14 protein-coding genes are annotated in these 16,701 nt (G+C 72.2%); 6 read left to right on the top strand and 8 right to left on the bottom strand.

What is annotated here, in order from left to right:
- Positions 1-33 precede the first annotated feature (33 nt).
- On the top strand, positions 34-2,304 hold the full coding sequence (gene katG, locus ABD466_RS38060) for a catalase/peroxidase HPI (RefSeq protein ID WP_425558844.1): 2,271 nt from the start codon (positions 34-36) through the stop codon (positions 2,302-2,304).
- Between the two features lie 98 nt (positions 2,305-2,402).
- On the opposite strand, the gene ABD466_RS38055 is transcribed toward katG, so the two are convergent.
- The 3 genes from ABD466_RS38055 to ABD466_RS38045 form a co-directional block, all read right to left on the bottom strand.
- A complete protein-coding gene (locus tag ABD466_RS38055; protein WP_344662136.1) occupies positions 2,403-3,203 on the bottom strand; it encodes an NAD-dependent epimerase/dehydratase family protein in 801 nt (266 codons plus the stop codon).
- An 81-nt stretch (positions 3,204-3,284) separates the two neighbouring features.
- Entirely contained in the window at positions 3,285-5,213 is a 1,929-nt protein-coding gene (locus tag ABD466_RS38050) for a maleylacetate reductase and hydroxyquinol 1,2-dioxygenase domain-containing protein (protein WP_344662135.1), read from the bottom strand.
- 105 nt (positions 5,214-5,318) lie between these two features.
- Positions 5,319-6,470, bottom strand: coding sequence for a tetratricopeptide repeat protein (locus ABD466_RS38045; protein WP_344662134.1), 1,152 nt, complete (start codon positions 6,468-6,470; stop codon positions 5,319-5,321).
- 359 nt (positions 6,471-6,829) lie between these two features.
- On the opposite strand from ABD466_RS38045, the gene ABD466_RS38040 reads away from it, so the two are divergent.
- Positions 6,830-7,645, top strand: coding sequence for a GNAT family N-acetyltransferase (locus ABD466_RS38040; RefSeq protein WP_344662133.1), 816 nt, complete (start codon positions 6,830-6,832; stop codon positions 7,643-7,645).
- Positions 7,646-7,696: 51 nt separating this feature from the next.
- On the opposite strand, the gene ABD466_RS38035 is transcribed toward ABD466_RS38040, so the two are convergent.
- From ABD466_RS38035 to ABD466_RS38025, 3 genes are all read right to left on the bottom strand, one after another.
- Positions 7,697-8,044 carry a VOC family protein gene (locus tag ABD466_RS38035; protein ID WP_344662132.1) on the bottom strand — a complete coding sequence of 116 codons (348 nt, stop codon included), beginning with the start codon at positions 8,042-8,044 and terminating at the stop codon, positions 7,697-7,699.
- A gap of 54 nt (positions 8,045-8,098) precedes the next feature.
- The gene (locus tag ABD466_RS38030; RefSeq protein ID WP_425558843.1) at positions 8,099-8,905 is read right to left on the bottom strand and encodes a CPBP family intramembrane glutamic endopeptidase; all 807 of its coding nucleotides are present in this window, start codon (positions 8,903-8,905) and stop codon (positions 8,099-8,101) included.
- A 386-nt stretch (positions 8,906-9,291) separates the two neighbouring features.
- Entirely contained in the window at positions 9,292-10,779 is a 1,488-nt protein-coding gene (locus tag ABD466_RS38025) for a glutamate-cysteine ligase family protein (RefSeq protein WP_344662131.1), read from the bottom strand.
- A gap of 161 nt (positions 10,780-10,940) precedes the next feature.
- Here ABD466_RS38025 and ABD466_RS38020 point away from each other — a divergent pair, with 161 nt between their 5' ends.
- From ABD466_RS38020 to ABD466_RS38010, 3 genes are all read left to right on the top strand, one after another.
- A complete protein-coding gene (locus ABD466_RS38020; RefSeq protein WP_344662130.1) occupies positions 10,941-12,794 on the top strand; it encodes a substrate-binding and VWA domain-containing protein in 1,854 nt (617 codons plus the stop codon).
- Positions 12,795-13,096: 302 nt separating this feature from the next.
- Positions 13,097-13,330: a DUF5999 family protein gene (locus tag ABD466_RS38015; protein WP_344662129.1), complete on the top strand. Its 234-nt coding sequence runs from the start codon at positions 13,097-13,099 to the stop codon at positions 13,328-13,330.
- A gap of 192 nt (positions 13,331-13,522) precedes the next feature.
- Positions 13,523-14,134 (top strand): DEAD/DEAH box helicase family protein, encoded by a 612-nt coding sequence (locus ABD466_RS38010; protein ID WP_344662128.1) that lies wholly within the window; start codon positions 13,523-13,525, stop codon positions 14,132-14,134.
- Here ABD466_RS38010 and ABD466_RS38005 read toward each other — a convergent pair.
- Entirely contained in the window at positions 14,119-14,874 is a 756-nt protein-coding gene (locus ABD466_RS38005; protein WP_344662127.1) for a phosphotransferase enzyme family protein, read from the bottom strand. The two genes, ABD466_RS38010 and ABD466_RS38005, sit on opposite strands and share 16 nt — an antisense overlap.
- Positions 14,875-15,061: 187 nt before the next feature.
- On the opposite strand from ABD466_RS38005, the gene ABD466_RS38000 reads away from it, so the two are divergent.
- Positions 15,062-16,405 (top strand): MFS transporter, encoded by a 1,344-nt coding sequence (locus ABD466_RS38000; protein ID WP_344662126.1) that lies wholly within the window; start codon positions 15,062-15,064, stop codon positions 16,403-16,405.
- A gap of 106 nt (positions 16,406-16,511) precedes the next feature.
- On the opposite strand, the gene ABD466_RS37995 is transcribed toward ABD466_RS38000, so the two are convergent.
- Positions 16,512-16,701: hypothetical protein (locus ABD466_RS37995; protein ID WP_344662125.1), on the bottom strand; the 190-nt coding region annotated here is incomplete at its 5' end.

The following is a 16,701-nucleotide window of genomic DNA, read 5'->3' as shown; positions in this document are numbered from 1 at the left end:
CGAGAACCGCCAGATCCGGAAGGACAGCTGAAGATGTCTGAGAACCACGGCGACATCGACGTCGACATCGACCACCGCGAAGATCCGAACGTGAGCGCCCCCGGCATGGAGGGTGCCTCGGCCGCCGGATGCCCGGTCGCGCACGGTCGTGCCGCGCACCCGACCCAGGGCGGCGGCAACCGGCAGTGGTGGCCCGAGCGCCTGAACCTGAAGATCCTGGCGAAGAACCCGGCGGTGGCGAACCCGAACGGGGCGGACTTCGACTACGCGGCCGCGTTCAACACGCTGGACCTGCCCGCGGTCAAGGCCGACATCGCGGCCGTGCTGACCGACTCGCAGCCCTGGTGGCCGGCCGACTTCGGGAACTACGGCCCGTTCATGATCCGCATGGCCTGGCACAGCGCCGGCACCTACCGGATCAGCGACGGCCGCGGCGGGGGCGGGACCGGCCAGCAGCGGTTCGCGCCGCTGAACTCCTGGCCGGACAACGCCAGCCTGGACAAGGCGCGGCGGCTGCTGTGGCCGGTGAAGAAGAAGTACGGCCAGTCCCTGTCCTGGGCCGACCTGATGATCCTGGCCGGCAACGTGGCGCTGGAGACGATGGGCTTCCAGACCTTCGGCTTCGCCGGCGGCCGCCCCGACGTGTGGGAGGCGGACGAGGACGTCTACTGGGGCCCGGAGCACACCTGGCTGGGCGACGAGCGCTACACCGGCGACCGCAACCTGGAGGACCCGCTGGGCGCGGTCCAGATGGGCCTGATCTACGTCAACCCCGAGGGCCCGAACGGCAACCCGGACCCGGTGGCGGCGGCGCGCGACATCCGCGAGACGTTCGGCCGGATGGCGATGAACGACGAGGAGACCGTGGCGCTGATCGCCGGCGGCCACACCTTCGGCAAGACGCACGGCGCGGGCCCGGCGGACAACGTCGGCCCGGAGCCGGAGCAGGCGCCGCTGGAGCAGCAGGGCCTGGGCTGGAAGAGCAGCTTCGGCACCGGCGTCGGCAAGGACGCGATCACCTCCGGGCTGGAGGGCATCTGGACCAACACGCCGACCGCCTGGGACAACAGCTTCTTCGAGATCCTGTTCGGCTACGAGTGGGAGCTGGAGCAGAGCCCGGCCGGGGCGAACCAGTGGAAGCCGAAGGACGACGCCGGCGCGGGCACCGTGCCGGACGCCTTCGACGCGGCGAAGAAGCACCAGCCGACCATGCTGACCACCGACCTGTCGCTGCGCTTCGACCCGGTCTACGAGCCGATCTCGCGCCGCTTCCTGGAGGACCCGGCGGCGTTCGCCGACGCCTTCGCCCGGGCCTGGTACAAGCTGACGCACCGCGACATGGGTCCGCTGGCCCGCTACCTGGGCCCGGAGGTGCCCAGCGAGGTGCTGCTGTGGCAGGACCCGGTGCCGGCCGTCGACCACCCGCTGATCGACGCCGCCGACGCCGCCGACATCAAGGCCCGGGTGCTGGCCGCCGGCCTGACCGTGCCGCAGCTGGTGTCCACGGCGTGGGCCGCGGCCTCCTCGTTCCGCGGCAGCGACAAGCGCGGCGGCGTGAACGGCGCCCGGCTGCGCCTGGAGCCGCAGTCCGGCTGGGCGGTCAACGAGCCCGACAAGCTCGCCCCGGTGCTGCGCGCGCTGGAGGGCGTCCAGGAGGCGTTCAACGCGGCGGCGTCCGGCGGCAAGAAGGTCTCGCTGGCCGACGTGATCGTGCTGGCCGGCGCGGCCGGCGTGGAGCAGGCGGCGAAGAACGCCGGCTTCGACGTCACCGTGCCGTTCCACCCCGGCCGCACCGACGCCACCCAGGAGATGACCGACATCGAGTCGTTCTCCGCCCTGGAGCCCAAGGCCGACGGCTTCCGCAACTACGAGGCCAAGGACTCGCGCCTGCCGGCCGAGTTCCTGCTGGTGGACAAGGCCAACCTGCTGAACCTGTCGGCCCCGGAGATGACCGTCCTGCTCGGCGGCCTGCGCGTGCTCGGCGCCAACCACGGCGGCAGCGAGCACGGCGTGTTCACCGACAGGGTCGGCACCCTGACGAACGACTTCTTCGTCAACCTGCTCGACCTGGGCACGGAGTGGAAGCCGACCTCCCCGGAGGCCACGACCTTCGAGGCGCGCGACGCCTCCGGCGCCGTGAAGTGGACCGGCACCCGCGCCGACCTGGTGTTCGGCTCGAACTCCGAGCTGCGCGCGCTGGCCGAGGTGTACGCCGGCGACGACGCGAAGGCGAAGTTCGTGGGCGACTTCGTGGCGGCGTGGGCCAAGGTCATGGAGCTGGACCGCTACGACCTGCACCAGTAGAGGTCTTGGCGGACAGTAGAAGAGGCACGGTCTGAGAGCCCTGCCCGGGAAGTCTCCCGGGCGGGGCTCTCGCCGTTCCCGCCGCTCGTTCCCGCCGTTCAGCGGTGCCGCGCCACCCAGCCCAGCTGGTCGCGGGCCTTCGCGGTGCTGAGGCAGCGTCCCGAGCCGTCGTCGCCGAGGATGTGGAAGACGTCGTAGCCGCCGGTGCGCGAGAGGGCGGCGTCCACGGCGGTGACCAGGTCGGAAGCCGCGAGCGCCGGGTAGGGAGCACCGTCGGCGCGGGTGATCTGGACGGGGTCGGCGAAGACCTCCGGGAGGGCCCAGCGGGGCCAGACGTCGTCCGGCGTGGGCCACGCCAGGCGCAGAGCGGTGACGGTCATGCCGTGGGTGTCGGCGGCGATCCGGGCGACCTGCTCGGCCAAGCGCTTGGTGACGCCGTAGAGGTCAGCGGCGTCGGGCTCACTGGTCTCGTCGATCGACCGGTCGGTCAGCGGAACCGGGGCGTCGGCGAACACGGACAGGCTGCTGATCAAGACCACGCGATCGACGCCGGCTTCGTGCGCGGCGGCCAGCGTGGCGTAGACCGAGGCGACGTTCACCTCGAACGAGCGGACGAGGTCCGGGTGCGGCCAGTCGACGTCGGAGCGGCGGCCCATCGCGGCGTGCACGACGGCGTCGACGCCGTCCAGGGCGACGGCGAGCGCCGCCGCGTCGAGGGCGCTGCCGGCGACGTGCTCGGGCGCGTGGCCGGGCTCGTAGCCGGGCTCGTAGCCGGGCTCGTGGCCGTCACCGCCCGGCGGCGCGACCGGATCCAGGACGCGGATCTCATGCCGGGCGGCCAGCCCGGGAAGCATCAGGGAGCCGACATAGCCTGAGCCCCCGACCATCAGGATACGCATTCGGTTCACGGTAGCAGGAGGTTGCGGAGGAAGGCCTCTGGGCTCTCGACGCCGTGGCCGAAGGCCGTCAACGGGCCTCCGTCACCGGTCTCTCACCAACCGGAACACGTAATCGAGCGAGCACCACGTCCCCTCGCCCGGCCGCCCATCCGGCGTCGGGCCCTCGTGCCGGCTGAACTCCACGACCAGCGGCTCCTTGACCCCGAACACCGTGTCCGCGTCGATCCACTCGCCGCCGGCGACGAACAGCTGCGTGACCAGCCGCCGATGGCCAGGCGCGCCGATCATGAAGTGCACATGCGGCGCCCGGTAGGGATGGCGACCGACACTCCGAAGGAACCGGCCGACCGGGCCGTCCTCAGGGATCGGATACGACGGCGGAACGATGGACCGGAACCTCACGCGCCCCTGGGCGTCGGCCGTGAACCGGGCCCGCAGCCGCGTCGTGTCGAGCCCTTCGACCTGGGCGTCGTAGAGTCCGTCGTCGTCCGCCTGCCAGACTTCGACCCACGCGCCCGGCAACGGCTCCCCCCGCTCGCCGGCGACGGCCAGGTCGGCGTACAGCGGCGTGCCGGGCAGGCTGGCGGCCAGGTCCGCGCCGTTCTCCGCCCGGGGCGCGCCCTCGACGAAGAACGGGCCGAGCACGGCTGACGGGGTGGCTCCAGCGGCGCGTGAGTTCGTCAGCAGATCCACCGCGCTGCTGATGCCCAGCGTGTCCGACAGCAGCACGGCTTCCTGGCGGGTGGCGTCGCTGATCTGTCCGACCCGGGTCAGGAAGTCGACGGCCGCCCGCCACTCGGCCTCGGTCAGCCCGTTGTCCGCGACGAACGCGTGGGCGTGCTCCGTCAGCGACGTCAGCAGCTGCCGGAGCCTCGCGTCCGGTGTCCCGGCGAAGCTCGCCACGACCTCGTCCCGGAGATCGGCCAGGTGCTGCCGCAGCGGATCGGCCGGGGCCGGGCGGCGTCCCGCCCAGGCGTCGTGCAGCAGGGCGCTGATTTCGTCGCGGGTCGTCGGGCGCGGGTTCGGATACGGTTCGGCGGTGGCGAGTTCGGCGGCGCGCGCCAGGTCCTCCTCCGCCATGCCCAGCTCGCGCAGGGACAGCGGGCCGCCGAGTGAGCGGATCAGGTCGTGGACGCCGGTCGCGGCGTCGGGTGCGCCGCCCAGGGCCCGCGCGACGGCTGCCATGGCCTCCGGTGCCGCGGCCGCGTTGTAGGCCATGGCGTGCGGCAGGATCACGGTGTGCGTCGCCGCGTGCTCGAGGCCGAAGGTTCCGCCGAGGGTGTGGCACAGCTTGTGGTGCAGCCCCATCCCGACGGTGCCCAGACATGTGCCCGCCAGCCACGCCGCCTGCAACGCGTCCGCGCGCGCCTCGCGGTCCCCCGGGTCGGCCGCGATCCGCGGCAGGGCGGAGGCCAGCAGCGCGACGGCGCCGGTGGCCAGCCGGTCGGTGACCGGGTCGGTCTGCGGCGCGTACAGGGCCTCCACCGCGTGAGCCAGGGCGTTGACGCCGCTGGTGACGGAGAACGCCACCGGCAGGCTCAGCGTCAGGTCGACGTCGTATACGACGCTCTGGGGCCGCAGCCTCGGGTCGCGAAGCGTCGTCTTGACGCCGTCCCGGGTCTGGCCCAGCACTGGCGTGGCCTCGGAGCCGGCGTACGTGGTCGGCACGACGACCTGGGGCAGTCCGGTCCGCAGCGCGAGCGCCTTGGACAGGCCGGTCGCCGAGCTGCCGCCCACGGCCACCAGGCAGTCGGCACCGGCTTCCCGGAGCACCTCCGAGGCCGCCTCGGTGACCTCGACCGGGGTGTGGGGCACGACGCCGGCGAACTCCGCGGCGGCCAGCGGGCCGAGGACGTCCCGGGCCCGCGCGGTGAGCTCCGTGCGCGTCGCCGTGCCGAGGATCAGGGCTCGACTTCGCCCCAAGAGCTCCACCTCGTCGCGCAGCCGGTTCAGCGTCCGCGTGCCGAAGACGACCCGCGTGGGGTGGCCGACATATGTGAACTCCCGCATCGCACTCTTCTTCCCGAAGGAGGCGGGCACGCAAACGAGCGGGGCGGGCATCAAGCCCGCCCCGCTCGTTCGAAAAGGTCGTCAGCCCGTGGGGCCGTCGGCCCGTCAGGCCGTAGCCACTCCCCCGGCGTCCCCGCCCGGCTGAATCGTTATCGCGCCCGACAGCACCGCCTGCGCCTCCGGGTGCCCGGCGGCGGCCGCGGCCTCGAACCACGGCAGCGCGTCCTCGGCCCGGCCGCTCTGCTGCAGCAGCACCGCCGTGTTCCACATCGCCGGCACGTGCCCGGCGGTCGCCGCCGCCAGGAACAGGCGCTCGGCGTCGATCAGGGCGCCGGTCTGGGCGGCCACCACGCCGAGGGCGTAAGCCCCCGAAGGGTCGCCGTTGTTCATCGCGCGCTGGAAGGCCTCGGCGGCGCCCTGCTGGTCGCCGGTGGCGAGCAGCACCTGGCCGTAGACCACCTCGGCGCCGGGGGCGTCGGATTCGCGGCCCTTCTCGGCGGCCTGGAGGGCTTCGTCGACCTCGCCGCGGGCCAGGGAGAGGAGGGCGTAGTTGACCTGGGCGTGGCCGTCGCCGTCGTCGGCGCCGCGCTTGAAGCAGGTCATGGCTTCCTCGACCTCGCCCTGCATGAGCAGGACGTTGCCGAGGTTGTTCACCGCGCGGGTCTCGCCGGCGTCCACCGCCTTGCGGTACCACTCGGCGGCCTGGGCCAGGTCGCCGCGGCGCTGGGCCAGGACGCCGATGTTGGCCATGGCCGAGCCCACTTCGGCCTCGGCGCCGCGGCGGTACCAGAACTCGGCTTCGGCCGGGTTGTCCCAGTGGTTCATGCGGCCGAGGTTCACGGCCGCCTCGGAGGAGCCGAGGGCCACGGCCTGGGTGAGCCAGGCCACTGCGGCGTCGGTCTCGCCGCGGACCGCGAGCAGGGTGCCCAGGTTGTTCGCCGCCTCGGCCTCGCCGAGTTCGGCGGCGGCGGCGTACCAGCGGACCGCGGCGTCGAAGTCGTCCTTGGCTTGGTAGACCAGGCCCAGGCCGAACATCGCGGCGCGGTTGCCGGCGGACGCGGCGGGGGTGAAGACCGCCTCGGCCTCGTCCAGCTCGCCGGCCTCGAAGGCGGTGAAGCCCGCGGCGACCTCGGGGTCGGCGTCGAAGGACGCCTGCGGCCCCTTGTTGGTCTCCAGCTCCGTCACCGCGTCGGCCCCGCCGACCTCGAGCCCGCCGGCCTCATCACGCCCGCCGAACTGCTGCTCACCCTCGGACACGCCAACCTCTCCCAATCCGCGCCACTATCCCCACCCGACGACCCTCGCCGAGGAACCACCAAAGAAAATCACACCGGACGACAACGGGAGTATCCGGCACCACCCCCGCCGCACGCCAGTCACCACTCCGTGGAAGGTCTCGTGAGCGCCTCTCCGGCGTTGAGGGTGTTGAAACCCGCCGCCCGGCGGTGAAGCGCCGGTGAATCGGGGGTGAATACGGGCCGTGGGAGGCCGCCGCGAGCCCTCCGACGGTCGCGCGCCACCCGGATACCATGGCTCTGACCTGCGGCTGTTCCCCACAAGAGTGCCAAGTCGCCGTGTCGCGCGCCCAAAACCCTCAGGTCGTGGATGATATGCGCATGCGTTCCCCCGTCACGCTCCACGGCCGCCTGTGCCGCCTGGAGCTCATGCGACCGGACCACCTCGACGGTTTGCTGTTCGCGGCCACCGCCGACCGGTCCACCTACGACTACACCTACGTGCCCAAGGACTACGACGCGGTGGTCCGGTACGTGGCCCTGGCGACCTCGGATCACGCCGCCGGCGTCGCCCTCCCGTTCACCACCATCATGATCGACCCCGTCACCGGCGAGGAACGCATCGTGGGCACCAGCCGCCTGCGCGAACTCGAGTACTGGCGGGCCGGGGTCTGGCCCCCGCGGCACGGCCACCTCAACCCCGACGGGCGCCCGGACGCCTGCGAGATCGGCTCCACCTGGCTGCACCCGTCGGCACAGCGCACCGGCATCAACACCGAGGCCAAGCTGATGATGCTGACCTACGCTTTCGAGGCGTGGGACGTGCACCGGGTCAGCCTCAAGACCGACGTGCGGAACACCCGCAGCCGCGCCGCGATCAGCGCGCTGGGGGCCCAGTTCGAGGGCATCCGCCGCGCCCACTTCCCGGCGGCCGACGGCGGGGTGCGGGACAGCGCCCTGTTCTCCATCGTCCGCGCCGAGTGGCCGGCCGCCAAGGCCAACCTGGAGGCCCGGCTCCAGCGCTACCTGGACCGCGCCGCCATGGCCGCCTTGGAGCCCGCCCTGGAGCCGGTGCGCGTCGACCCGCACCTGGTGCAGCCGCTGCACCTGGAGTCGACGGCGGTGCTGGAGACGGCCGCCGGGGCGCCGGTCGAGGCCGGCCCCGTAGTACAAGCGCCAGCCATCCCGGCGGCTTAGCATCCGAAGACCCGGGAAGCCCCGGGCGAGAAAGAAGAACCGGCGACGGGCTCACCGGGGCTCGTACAAGACCACCGACCACCCATCCGGCCCGGCCACCGACACCCGCACCTCATGCGGACCGGTGACCGGGCCGGCGACGTCATAGCCGGCCGCCGCGAGCCGTCCGGCCGCCGCCGCGAGATCCGCGACCTTCACCATGACCTGCGCCGCCCCGGAGGACTCGGCCCCGGAGGCCAGCGCCAGGCGCGCGCCGCCCAGGTCGAACTGGGCCCAGCGCTCCCCGTCCACGAAGGTGGGCTCGAGTCCGAGCACCGCCGAGACGAACCGCACCCCGCCGCCCATGTCCGCGGTCGGGAACACCGCCGCCAGCCCCAACGCCTTCTCGCCGTCCGTCATCGCGACCTCCACGCTCCCCTGATCTGACGGTGCGTCAGATTAGTGCGGCGCGGCTCACTTCGGTACCCATGACAGGTGCTGGGCGATGTGGATCCAGCCGAGGAAGGTCACGGCGTCGATCAGCCCGTGCGCCACCACCAGCGGCATCACCCGGCCCCAGCGCCGGTAGGCCCGGCAGAAGATCATGCCCATCACGAAGTTGCCGGCGAAGCCGCCGAAGCCCTGATACAGGTGGTAGGAGCCGCGCACCAGCGAGGAGGCGAGGTCGGCCTTGAGCGGCGACAGGCCGAGCTGGTCGAAGCGCCGCAGCAGGTAGCCGAGGACCACGACCTCCTCGGTGACGCCGTTGCGGAAGGCGTCCAGCAGCAGGATCCCGTCCCGGTACCACGAGGGCGGCATGGTCGTCGGGACCACGGTGGCGTTGACGCCGAGCGCGTGCGCCGCCAGGTAGAGCCCGAGCCCGGCCGTCCCGATCCCGGCCGCCAGCAGCGCGCCGCGGATCCAGTCCCGGGCCGGGTCGGCGAAGTCGAACCCGATCGTGCGCAGCGAGGCGCCCTCGCGCAGCAGCAGGTACGCCACCAGCGCCACGATCGCCACGCTGAAGCCCAGGTCCAGCACCTGGTAGGTGAAGTCCAGCCAGGGCCGCGCCGACTGCGGCGCGTTCAGCCCGGCCTTCTGGCTGCTCAGCGCCTGCTTCGCGGTCAGCTTCGCGATGATCGACACGAACGAGTACACCGCGGACTGCCCGAACGACAGCGCCAGCACGACCAGCACCTCGAACCGCAGCAGCGTCCGCCACCGGGCCGGATCGCCGCCCAGTCCCCCCGCCGACGGCACCGCGCCCTCGTCCACCACCGCCACGCCGGCTCCTCACCCTCGCCGCACTGATCGTCAACCGCTCGGCGCACCGGTCGTCAACCGGACGTCGATCGGCGCTCGGCACACTCGCCGCACCGCATCATTCCAGCCGCACCTGTGACCTCCCTGTGAACAGGGCCGCGGCACCATGATCGATCCACCGGGCGTCACCACGGACGGACCCTGAGTTACCATGCGGTAACAAACTGGACGCGGACCCCCGGGCAAACCCGGTGGTCTCTTGTCGGGGCGATCCACCGCGAACTACTGTCGCGCCAGCGGTCCCGCGCGCACACCCCTTGACCAGTCCCGACCACGGCGAACGTCAATTCTGCCGACAACCAGTTCGACGAGAGGCACCAGGAATGAACCGGCACCCCGACGCGGGCTCAGCCCTGCGGCCAGGTGTGCGCGGGCGCCCCGGTGAGCATCAGGTCCGCGTACTCGACCGTGAGCCGCTCCAGCGCCTCGGCGCGGTCCAGGCCCTCGCCGTCGACCAGCCGGTGGAAGGCCCCGGACAGCCAGGTCGAGCCGTTGCGCCCGGTCACGCAGCGGCCCTCGATCACGCCGAGGAAGTCGTCCCGGTCACGCGGGTCGATGCCCAGGGCGTCCAGGCCCCGGCGCGCGGCCGGCAGCAGGTCCCGCAGCACCAGGTCGCGCACCGGCACCGGGCCGGGGTGGCGGTCCGCACGCCAGGCCAGGTCGGCCCGCAGGCCGAACCGGGCCGCGGTGTGCAGGTTGCGGGCCGCGTCGGCGAACAGCAGGTGCCGCCAGACCGGGTCGGGGTCGTCCATCATCGACTTCACGCAGCCGTAGAAGAAGGCCGCGTTGGCCAGGACGTCGACGACCGTGGGCCCGGCGGGCAGCACCCGGTTCTCCACCCGCAGGTGCGGCTTGCCGCGGGCCACGTCGTAGACCGGGCGGTTCCAGCGGTAGACGGTGCCGTTGTGCAGCCGCAGCTCCGGCAGGTGCGGCACACCGCCCTCGGCCAGCACCTTCTCCGGGTCCTCCTCCGAGGAGACCGGCAGCAGGGCCGTGAAGTACTTCAGGTTCTCCTCGAACAGGTCCACCGGGGAGGCGATCCAGCGCTCGCCGAACCAGACCCGCGGGCGCACGCCCTGCGCGGCCAGCTCCTGCACCCGGAAGTCGGTGGCCTGCTCGAACAGCGGGATCCGGGTCTCGGCCCACAGCTGCCGGCCGAACAGGAACGGCGAGTTGGCGCCCAGGGCGACCTGCACCCCGGCCACCGCCTGAGCGGCGTTCCAGGCCGGCGCGAAGGTCTCCGGGGAGACCTGCAGGTGGAACTGCACCGAGGTGTTGCAGGCCTCGGGCATGATCGAGCCGAAGGTGGTGCGCAGGTGCTCAACGCCGTCGATCTCGACCAGGAAGTCCTCGCCGCGGACCTGCGCGATCTCGTCGTTGAGCAGGAAGTAGCGGTCCTCGTGCGAGAAGTTCTCGACGACCATGTGCTCCTCGTCCAGCGTCGGCAGGATCCCGATCATCAGGATCCGGGCCCCGGCCGCGCGAGCCTGCCGGTCGGCGTAGGCCAGCGAGGTGCGCAGCTCCTCGGCGAGCTCGGAGAACACCGTGCCGACCAGCTTGTGCGGGGCGATGTTCACCTCGAGGTTGAACTGGCCCAGCTCGGTCTGGAAGTCCCGGCTCGCGATCCGCGACAGCACGTCCTGGTTCACCATGACCGGGCGGCCCGTCGGACCCACCAGGTCCAGCTCCAGCTCCACGCCCATCAGGGTGCGACCGCGCTCGAACCGGTCCTCGGCGAGCATCCGCCGGAACACCTCGAACCCCGCGCGCAGCCGTTCCCGGAACCGCGTCCGGTCCGCCCCGGTGAACTCGGTCGCGACCACACGCTCGCCCACAGGCGCGCCCCCTCATCCTCACCCGCGGCCCATCCGCGGGAAGCCCGACCCTACCGACCCGCGGCCCGGGTCCTGCGACCCCTGATCAGGGGACGAGGCGCGGGCCCCGGGCCGACACTCCAACTCACATTACTGTCGGACATTCACCGACGAAAGGGATCGTGACCACCGTGGCAGGCCGGCATCGGTCCTATGACGGACCCAGCAACACTCCGCGTCGCAACACCAGCGGCTCCAGCGGCTCCTCGTTCCCCACCGGACTCGTCGCCGTGGGAGCCGTCCTCGTGCTGGCCGCCGGCGGCGGCTACGTGTTCTACACCAAGAAACACGAGGCCGGCACCGCCTCGACCGGCCAGAGCTCGACCAGCGTGGACAGCGCGTCGTGCCCCGGCGGGAGCACGACGCTCAACGTGGACGCCAGCCCGGACATCTACAGCGCGGTCAAGACCGTCGCCGACGGGATGACCGGCTGTGTGCACGTCAACGTCACGAGTGCGGAGTCCGCGGCCGTGGGGGCGTTCCTGGCCGGCACCGCCAAGGGCGGCGACGTCACCAGCGCGCCGGACGTCTGGATACCCGACACCGGCATGTGGCTCGACCTGGCCCGCGCCCAGGGCGTCAAGACCCTGGTGGACAATCCGACACCGGTCGCCGTCAGCCCTCTGGTGATCGGTGTGCCGAAGCCGGTGGCGGACGCCAACGGGTGGCCGGGCAAGCCGTTCGGCTGGGCCGACCTGCTGGCGAACTTCAAGAGCAACAAGATGCAGACCGCGGTGCCGGATCCGAGCAACTCCGGGCCGGGCCTGGCCGCGATCACGATGCTGCGCGGGGCGGTGCTCACGCCGGCCGGCACCGACAAGGCCAAGCAGCAGCAGGCGCTGCAGAACCTGACGCTGGTCTACCGGGTCATGAGCAACACGGTGGCCAGCAGCATGAGCTCCCTGCTGACCGATCTGCCGAGCAAGGGCGCCACGGCGGCGTCCTCCGGCGGCATCGCCGCGTTCCCGGCCACCGAGCAGAAGGTCGCCGCGTACAACACCGCGAGCCCCAGCACGCCGCTCGTCGCGCTCTACCCGTCCGAGGGCACGATGATGATGGACTACCCGTTCTCGATCCGCTCGGGTCTGGACGCCGCGCACGCCAAGGCCGCGGCCGACTTCCAAACGCTGCTGCACAGCCCCTCGGCGGTGAACACGCTGCAGAAGGCCGGGTTCCGCGACCCGAGGGGCGCCGCCGCCGGGATCCTCACGCCCGCCGACGGCGTCAACCCGGCGCTGCCGGCCCTGGCGCCCGCGGACACCACGCACACCGCGGCCAGCACGTCGCTGGCGATCTGGAACACCACCAGCGAGCAGACCCGCGGCCTGGTCGTGATGGACGTGTCCGGGTCCATGGGGCTGAGCGTGCCGGGCCAGACCGACCCGGCCACCAAGACCCCGCTCACCCGGCTGCAGATCACCTCGGCCGCGTGCCTGGCCGGTCTGCCGCTGTTCGGCAACAACTCCGAGCTGGGGCTGTGGACGTTCACCACCAAGTCGAAGGCCGACGGCGGGGGGACGGTGCACCAGGAGGTGGTCCCGATGGGGCCGCTGTCCGCCCCGACCGGGCAGTATCCCGACCGGCGCGCCGCGCTGAACGCCGCGCTGCAGCAGCTGTCGGTGCAGCCGGGCAGCCGCAACGGGCTGTACGACACGATCCTGGACGCGTACAAGACGGTGCTCAACGGCTGGGCCGAGAACAAGTCCAACGCGATCGTCGTGTTCACCGACGGCAAGGACGACGGGCTGAACAGCATGTCCGCCGACGCGCTGATCGGCAAGCTCAACGCGCTCAAGGCGGCCAACCCCGGGCACACCGTCCGGGTCATGGTGGTCGCGCTGGGCAGCGGCGTGGACCTGTCGACGCTCTCGAGGATCACGGCCGCCGCCAACGGCCAGGCCCTGCACGCCGAGACGCCGGCCGACATCGGCAACGCGGTGATCGCCGGGTTCGCCGGGCGGCTGACGGACCACTGAGCACGCTGGAGCTTGCCGGCTCGCCCCCCGAGCCGGTAAGCCTCACCTAAGGAGCCGCGGACTCCGGGTAATCCCTAGTAGAACTCTGAGCGACGAACCCACACTGTCCGCGACACGTCTAGTCAGTAGTGACTACGAAAAGGGGCCCCGGCGACGCACCAGAGCACTACCTTCCCCGAATGTCCGAGTCACATGAGCGGAATTCCCTGCGCCGGGGCGTGTGACGCGCGACACTTGGAGCACTGGTTCAGACCACTCGGCGGACGCAAGGGCGACCGCCCCGACCGCGAAGAAGTACGACCATGACGACGACGACCGCTCTCCGGCCGAGTTCCGCGCACAGCTGCCACCACCACCCCAGTTGCCCGGGCGCCGCCGCCCCGGACCGGGACGCGGCGCTGGTGCTGGTCGCCCACCCGGAGCAGGGCTGGTCCCTGCTCTGCAACGGGATCGTCCTGTTCGACGACACCGGCGAGCTGCTCCCGGACGGCCGCGCCATCGCGCCGCACCGGCCGACGGACCAGGCCGCGGCCTGAGAGCCGACGTCGCGCGGGCCGGTCGGCCGCCACAGCCGACCCAGGCCGACCCAGGCCGGCCCAGGCCGACCCAGGCCCACAGCTCCACACTGAGACACCGAGACACGGGGAGCACGGGGAGCAGCGGGGAGTACAGGGGCGCACCTCGCCCCCCTCTCGTCGACGATGATCGCGCGGGCCTAAGCTGACTCGATGACCGAGCCGACCGCCGCCGATCCGAATCCCGCCGCGCCCGCCGCGCCGACGCTGCTGTTCGTCATCGGCCCCCCGGCCGTCGGCAAGATGACCGTGGGCGCCGCGCTCGCCGCGCACACCGGCTTCAAGCTGCTGCACAACCACATGACGATCGAACCCCTGCTACGCCTGTTCTCCTACGAATCGCCGCAGTTCCAGCGTCTGAACCACGGATTCCGCGAGCAGATCCTGCGCGAGGCGGCGGGCAGCGATCTTCCGGGCCTGATCTTCACCCTCGTGTGGGACTTCGACGACCCCGAGGACGGCAAGCTCGTCGAGCAGTACTCGCGTCCGTTCGCCGAGCGCGGCGGCCGCGTGCTCTTCCTGGAACTCGCCGCCGACCAGGACGTCCGCCTGATCCGCAACGGCGGGGCCACCCGGCTGGCCGAGAAGCCCTCCAAACGCGACCTGGAATGGTCGGCCGAGAACCTGCGGAAGTCCGACGCCGCGCACCGCCTCAACTCGATCGACGACTTCGCGCACGCTCCCGAGACCCATCTGCGCGTCGACAACACGCATCTGGAGCCGGAGGACGTCGCCAAGCTCGCCGCGGCTCACTTCGGGCTCTGAATCAGGGCGTCGAACCGCGCCCGATGCCGCGTGACATGGTCGGCGTTGCGGAGGTAATAGGCGTCGTGGCCTTCGGCGACGTGGCGGGAGAAGGCGGGGTGCCCGGCGGCGGCCTGGGCCCGCATGAAGTCCACGAGCTGGTGCAGACGCGCGATCACCGTGTCCACCAGGGCTTCGCGGTCGGCGGTGGCGAGATCGTAGCCGTCGGCGAACAGCGCAAGACGCCGGGCCTGTTCCCCGGCCGGCGCGCCGTCCTCGACGAGCTGCACGAAGCGGTAGGCGGCGTAGGCGACGTCCCAGACACGCGGCGCGGGATGCGCGGTGTCGAAGTCGATGAACGCCACTGGCCGGCCGTCGCGGAAGACGGTGTTGTAGGGCGCGATGTCGCCGTGGCAGATCACCTCGGCGGATGCGCGGGGCGGGAGGTACCAGACGGCGGCCGGCGGTGGCGTGAAATCCAGGGTCGCATCGTGAAGGTTGCGGAGCAGGACGGCGACTTCGGTGAGGGCCTCGTCCGAGACCTGCGCCTCGGAGCCCGGGACGTCGCCCGCGACGAAGTCCACGATCTCGCGGCCCTCGGCGTCGAAGCCGTGGACACGCGGGGCGCCCGCGAAGCCCTTCGCCTCAAGGTGCTCCAGCAGCGCGTGCACGGCCGGGGTCCACTCTCCCGCCGGCCGGTGGACCCGGTCTCCGATCCGCGTCACGGTGTTCACACCGCCGGTCAGCTGCTGCTCGTCCATGGGGCGATGATCGCATGCTCTGGGGCCTGTTATCGCAGGAGTTTCCCAGTGCCTCTCGAACCGCTACCCTGAGCACCATGTTCGTCACCTCTCTTGCGTAGGGACACAGCGTTGACCGCACCGGCCGTCGGCCGAGTGACGGTCCATCGGTGTCCCCGCAGGCCTCTTATGGTGAGGAACAACTCCCGTGTCTTCGTATATGGCGGTACTCCGCCTTCCCTTCGCCGCGCGCACTTTCGCCGCGGCTCTTGTCGGGCGGCTGTCGTACGGCACCGTCTTCCTGTCCCTGACCCTCGCGTTGACCAGCGCCACCGGCTCGGTGGGGCGGACTGGTGCGGTGGTCGCGGTGTTCGCGCTCGTGATCGCCGGGTTGGCGCCGCTGCGGGCACGGTTGATCGATCGGCACGGCGCACGCCGCGTGCTGATCCCGCTGTCGCTGGCCTACTCCGGTTCGCTGCTGGGCCTCGCGGCGGCGACGTGGCGGCCCGGGACCCCACTGTGGGTGCTGGAGGGGGCCGCGGTGGCGGCGGGGGCGACGGCCCCGCCGCTGGGGCCGACGATGCGGACTCTGTGGCGCGCGATGTGCGGCCGGGATCGGGCCCTGATGCAGCGGGCGTTCAGCCTGGACACGGTCGCCGAGGAGGTGATCGGGGTCAGCGGTCCGCTGCTGGTCGGCCTCCTGGTGCTGGTCGTGGATCCGGCGCTGGGCCTGGTGCTCAGCGCCGGACTGGTCGCGGTCGGGACGGTCGCGATGATGGCGTCGCCGGTGGTCGGGACGGCGGCGGCGGGCCGGCCGCGTGGCTCGGCCGAGCAGCAAGAGCCGCAAGAGCCGCAGGAACGACGGGAGCAGCCGGCCCCGGCGCCGCGTGCCGGCCTGTTCCGCAGGCGCGGCCTCCGCACCGACCGGACCGCCTCCCAGCGCCCCCTCGCCCGCATCCTCGAGCCCGTGGTCGCCGCCACCGGCGTGGGCCTGGGCCTGGGGGCGCAGAACCTGGTGATCGTGGCCTTCGCGGTGCAGCGGCACCAGACGTCGGCGATCGCCTGGGCCGAGGCGGGCATGTCGGTCGGCAGCATCGTGGGCGGCCTGGTCTACGGAGCCGTGACCTGGTCGGCGCCGGCCCGGACACGACTTCCGCTCCTGACCGCCGCCCTCGGCCTGTGCGTCGCCGCCACGGGCCTGGCCCCGAACGTCTGGGCCCTGACCACCGCCACGACCGTCACCGGCCTGTTCATGTCACCCCTGATGGCCTGCGCCTACCTGGTCGCCGACGAACTCGCCGCCGAGGACGCCCGCACCGCCGCCGGCGCGTGGGTCAACAACGCCTTCAACGCCGGCTCCTCCGGCGGCTACGCGGCCATGGGCACCGCTCTCGCCCGGCTGCCGCTGGGCTGGTGCTTCGCCGTCGCCGCCGCGCCGATGCTGGTCGCCGCCGGCGTGGCCCGCGCGTGGCAGCCGCGGGTCAAGGAGGCGGCTCCCGCCCCGGAGGCAGGGGTGGACGTGGCCGAGGCCGTGCCGGTCGCCGTCCAGTAACCTGCCTGCGAGATTCGCCACCGCCGATCCGACGACTCGCACCGGCGCTACGTGTGCGGTGACGCGGAAGTCGACTCACGTGGTGTCGGCGCAACTCGCGATCGGCTTACTGGTGCAGCGTCGGGTCGGTCTTCGGGGGTCGGTTCACGCTGCGGTTGGGCGTGGGCGTGGGCGTGGGCGTGGGCTTGGGCTTGGGCGCGGGCTTGGGCGCGGGCGTGGGCGCGGGCTTGGGCTTGGGCGCGGTGGTTGTGGGTGTGGTGCTGTGGAGCGTCGGCGGGTTGCTGTTGTGGTGGCTT

Origin of the sequence: Catenulispora subtropica (genome assembly GCF_039531675.1) — a bacterium.
Taxonomy (GTDB): Bacteria; Actinomycetota; Actinomycetes; order Streptomycetales; family Catenulisporaceae; genus Catenulispora; species Catenulispora subtropica.
Note: the sequence above shows the minus strand (reverse complement) of the source record. Positions and strands in the feature narration are given on the sequence as shown.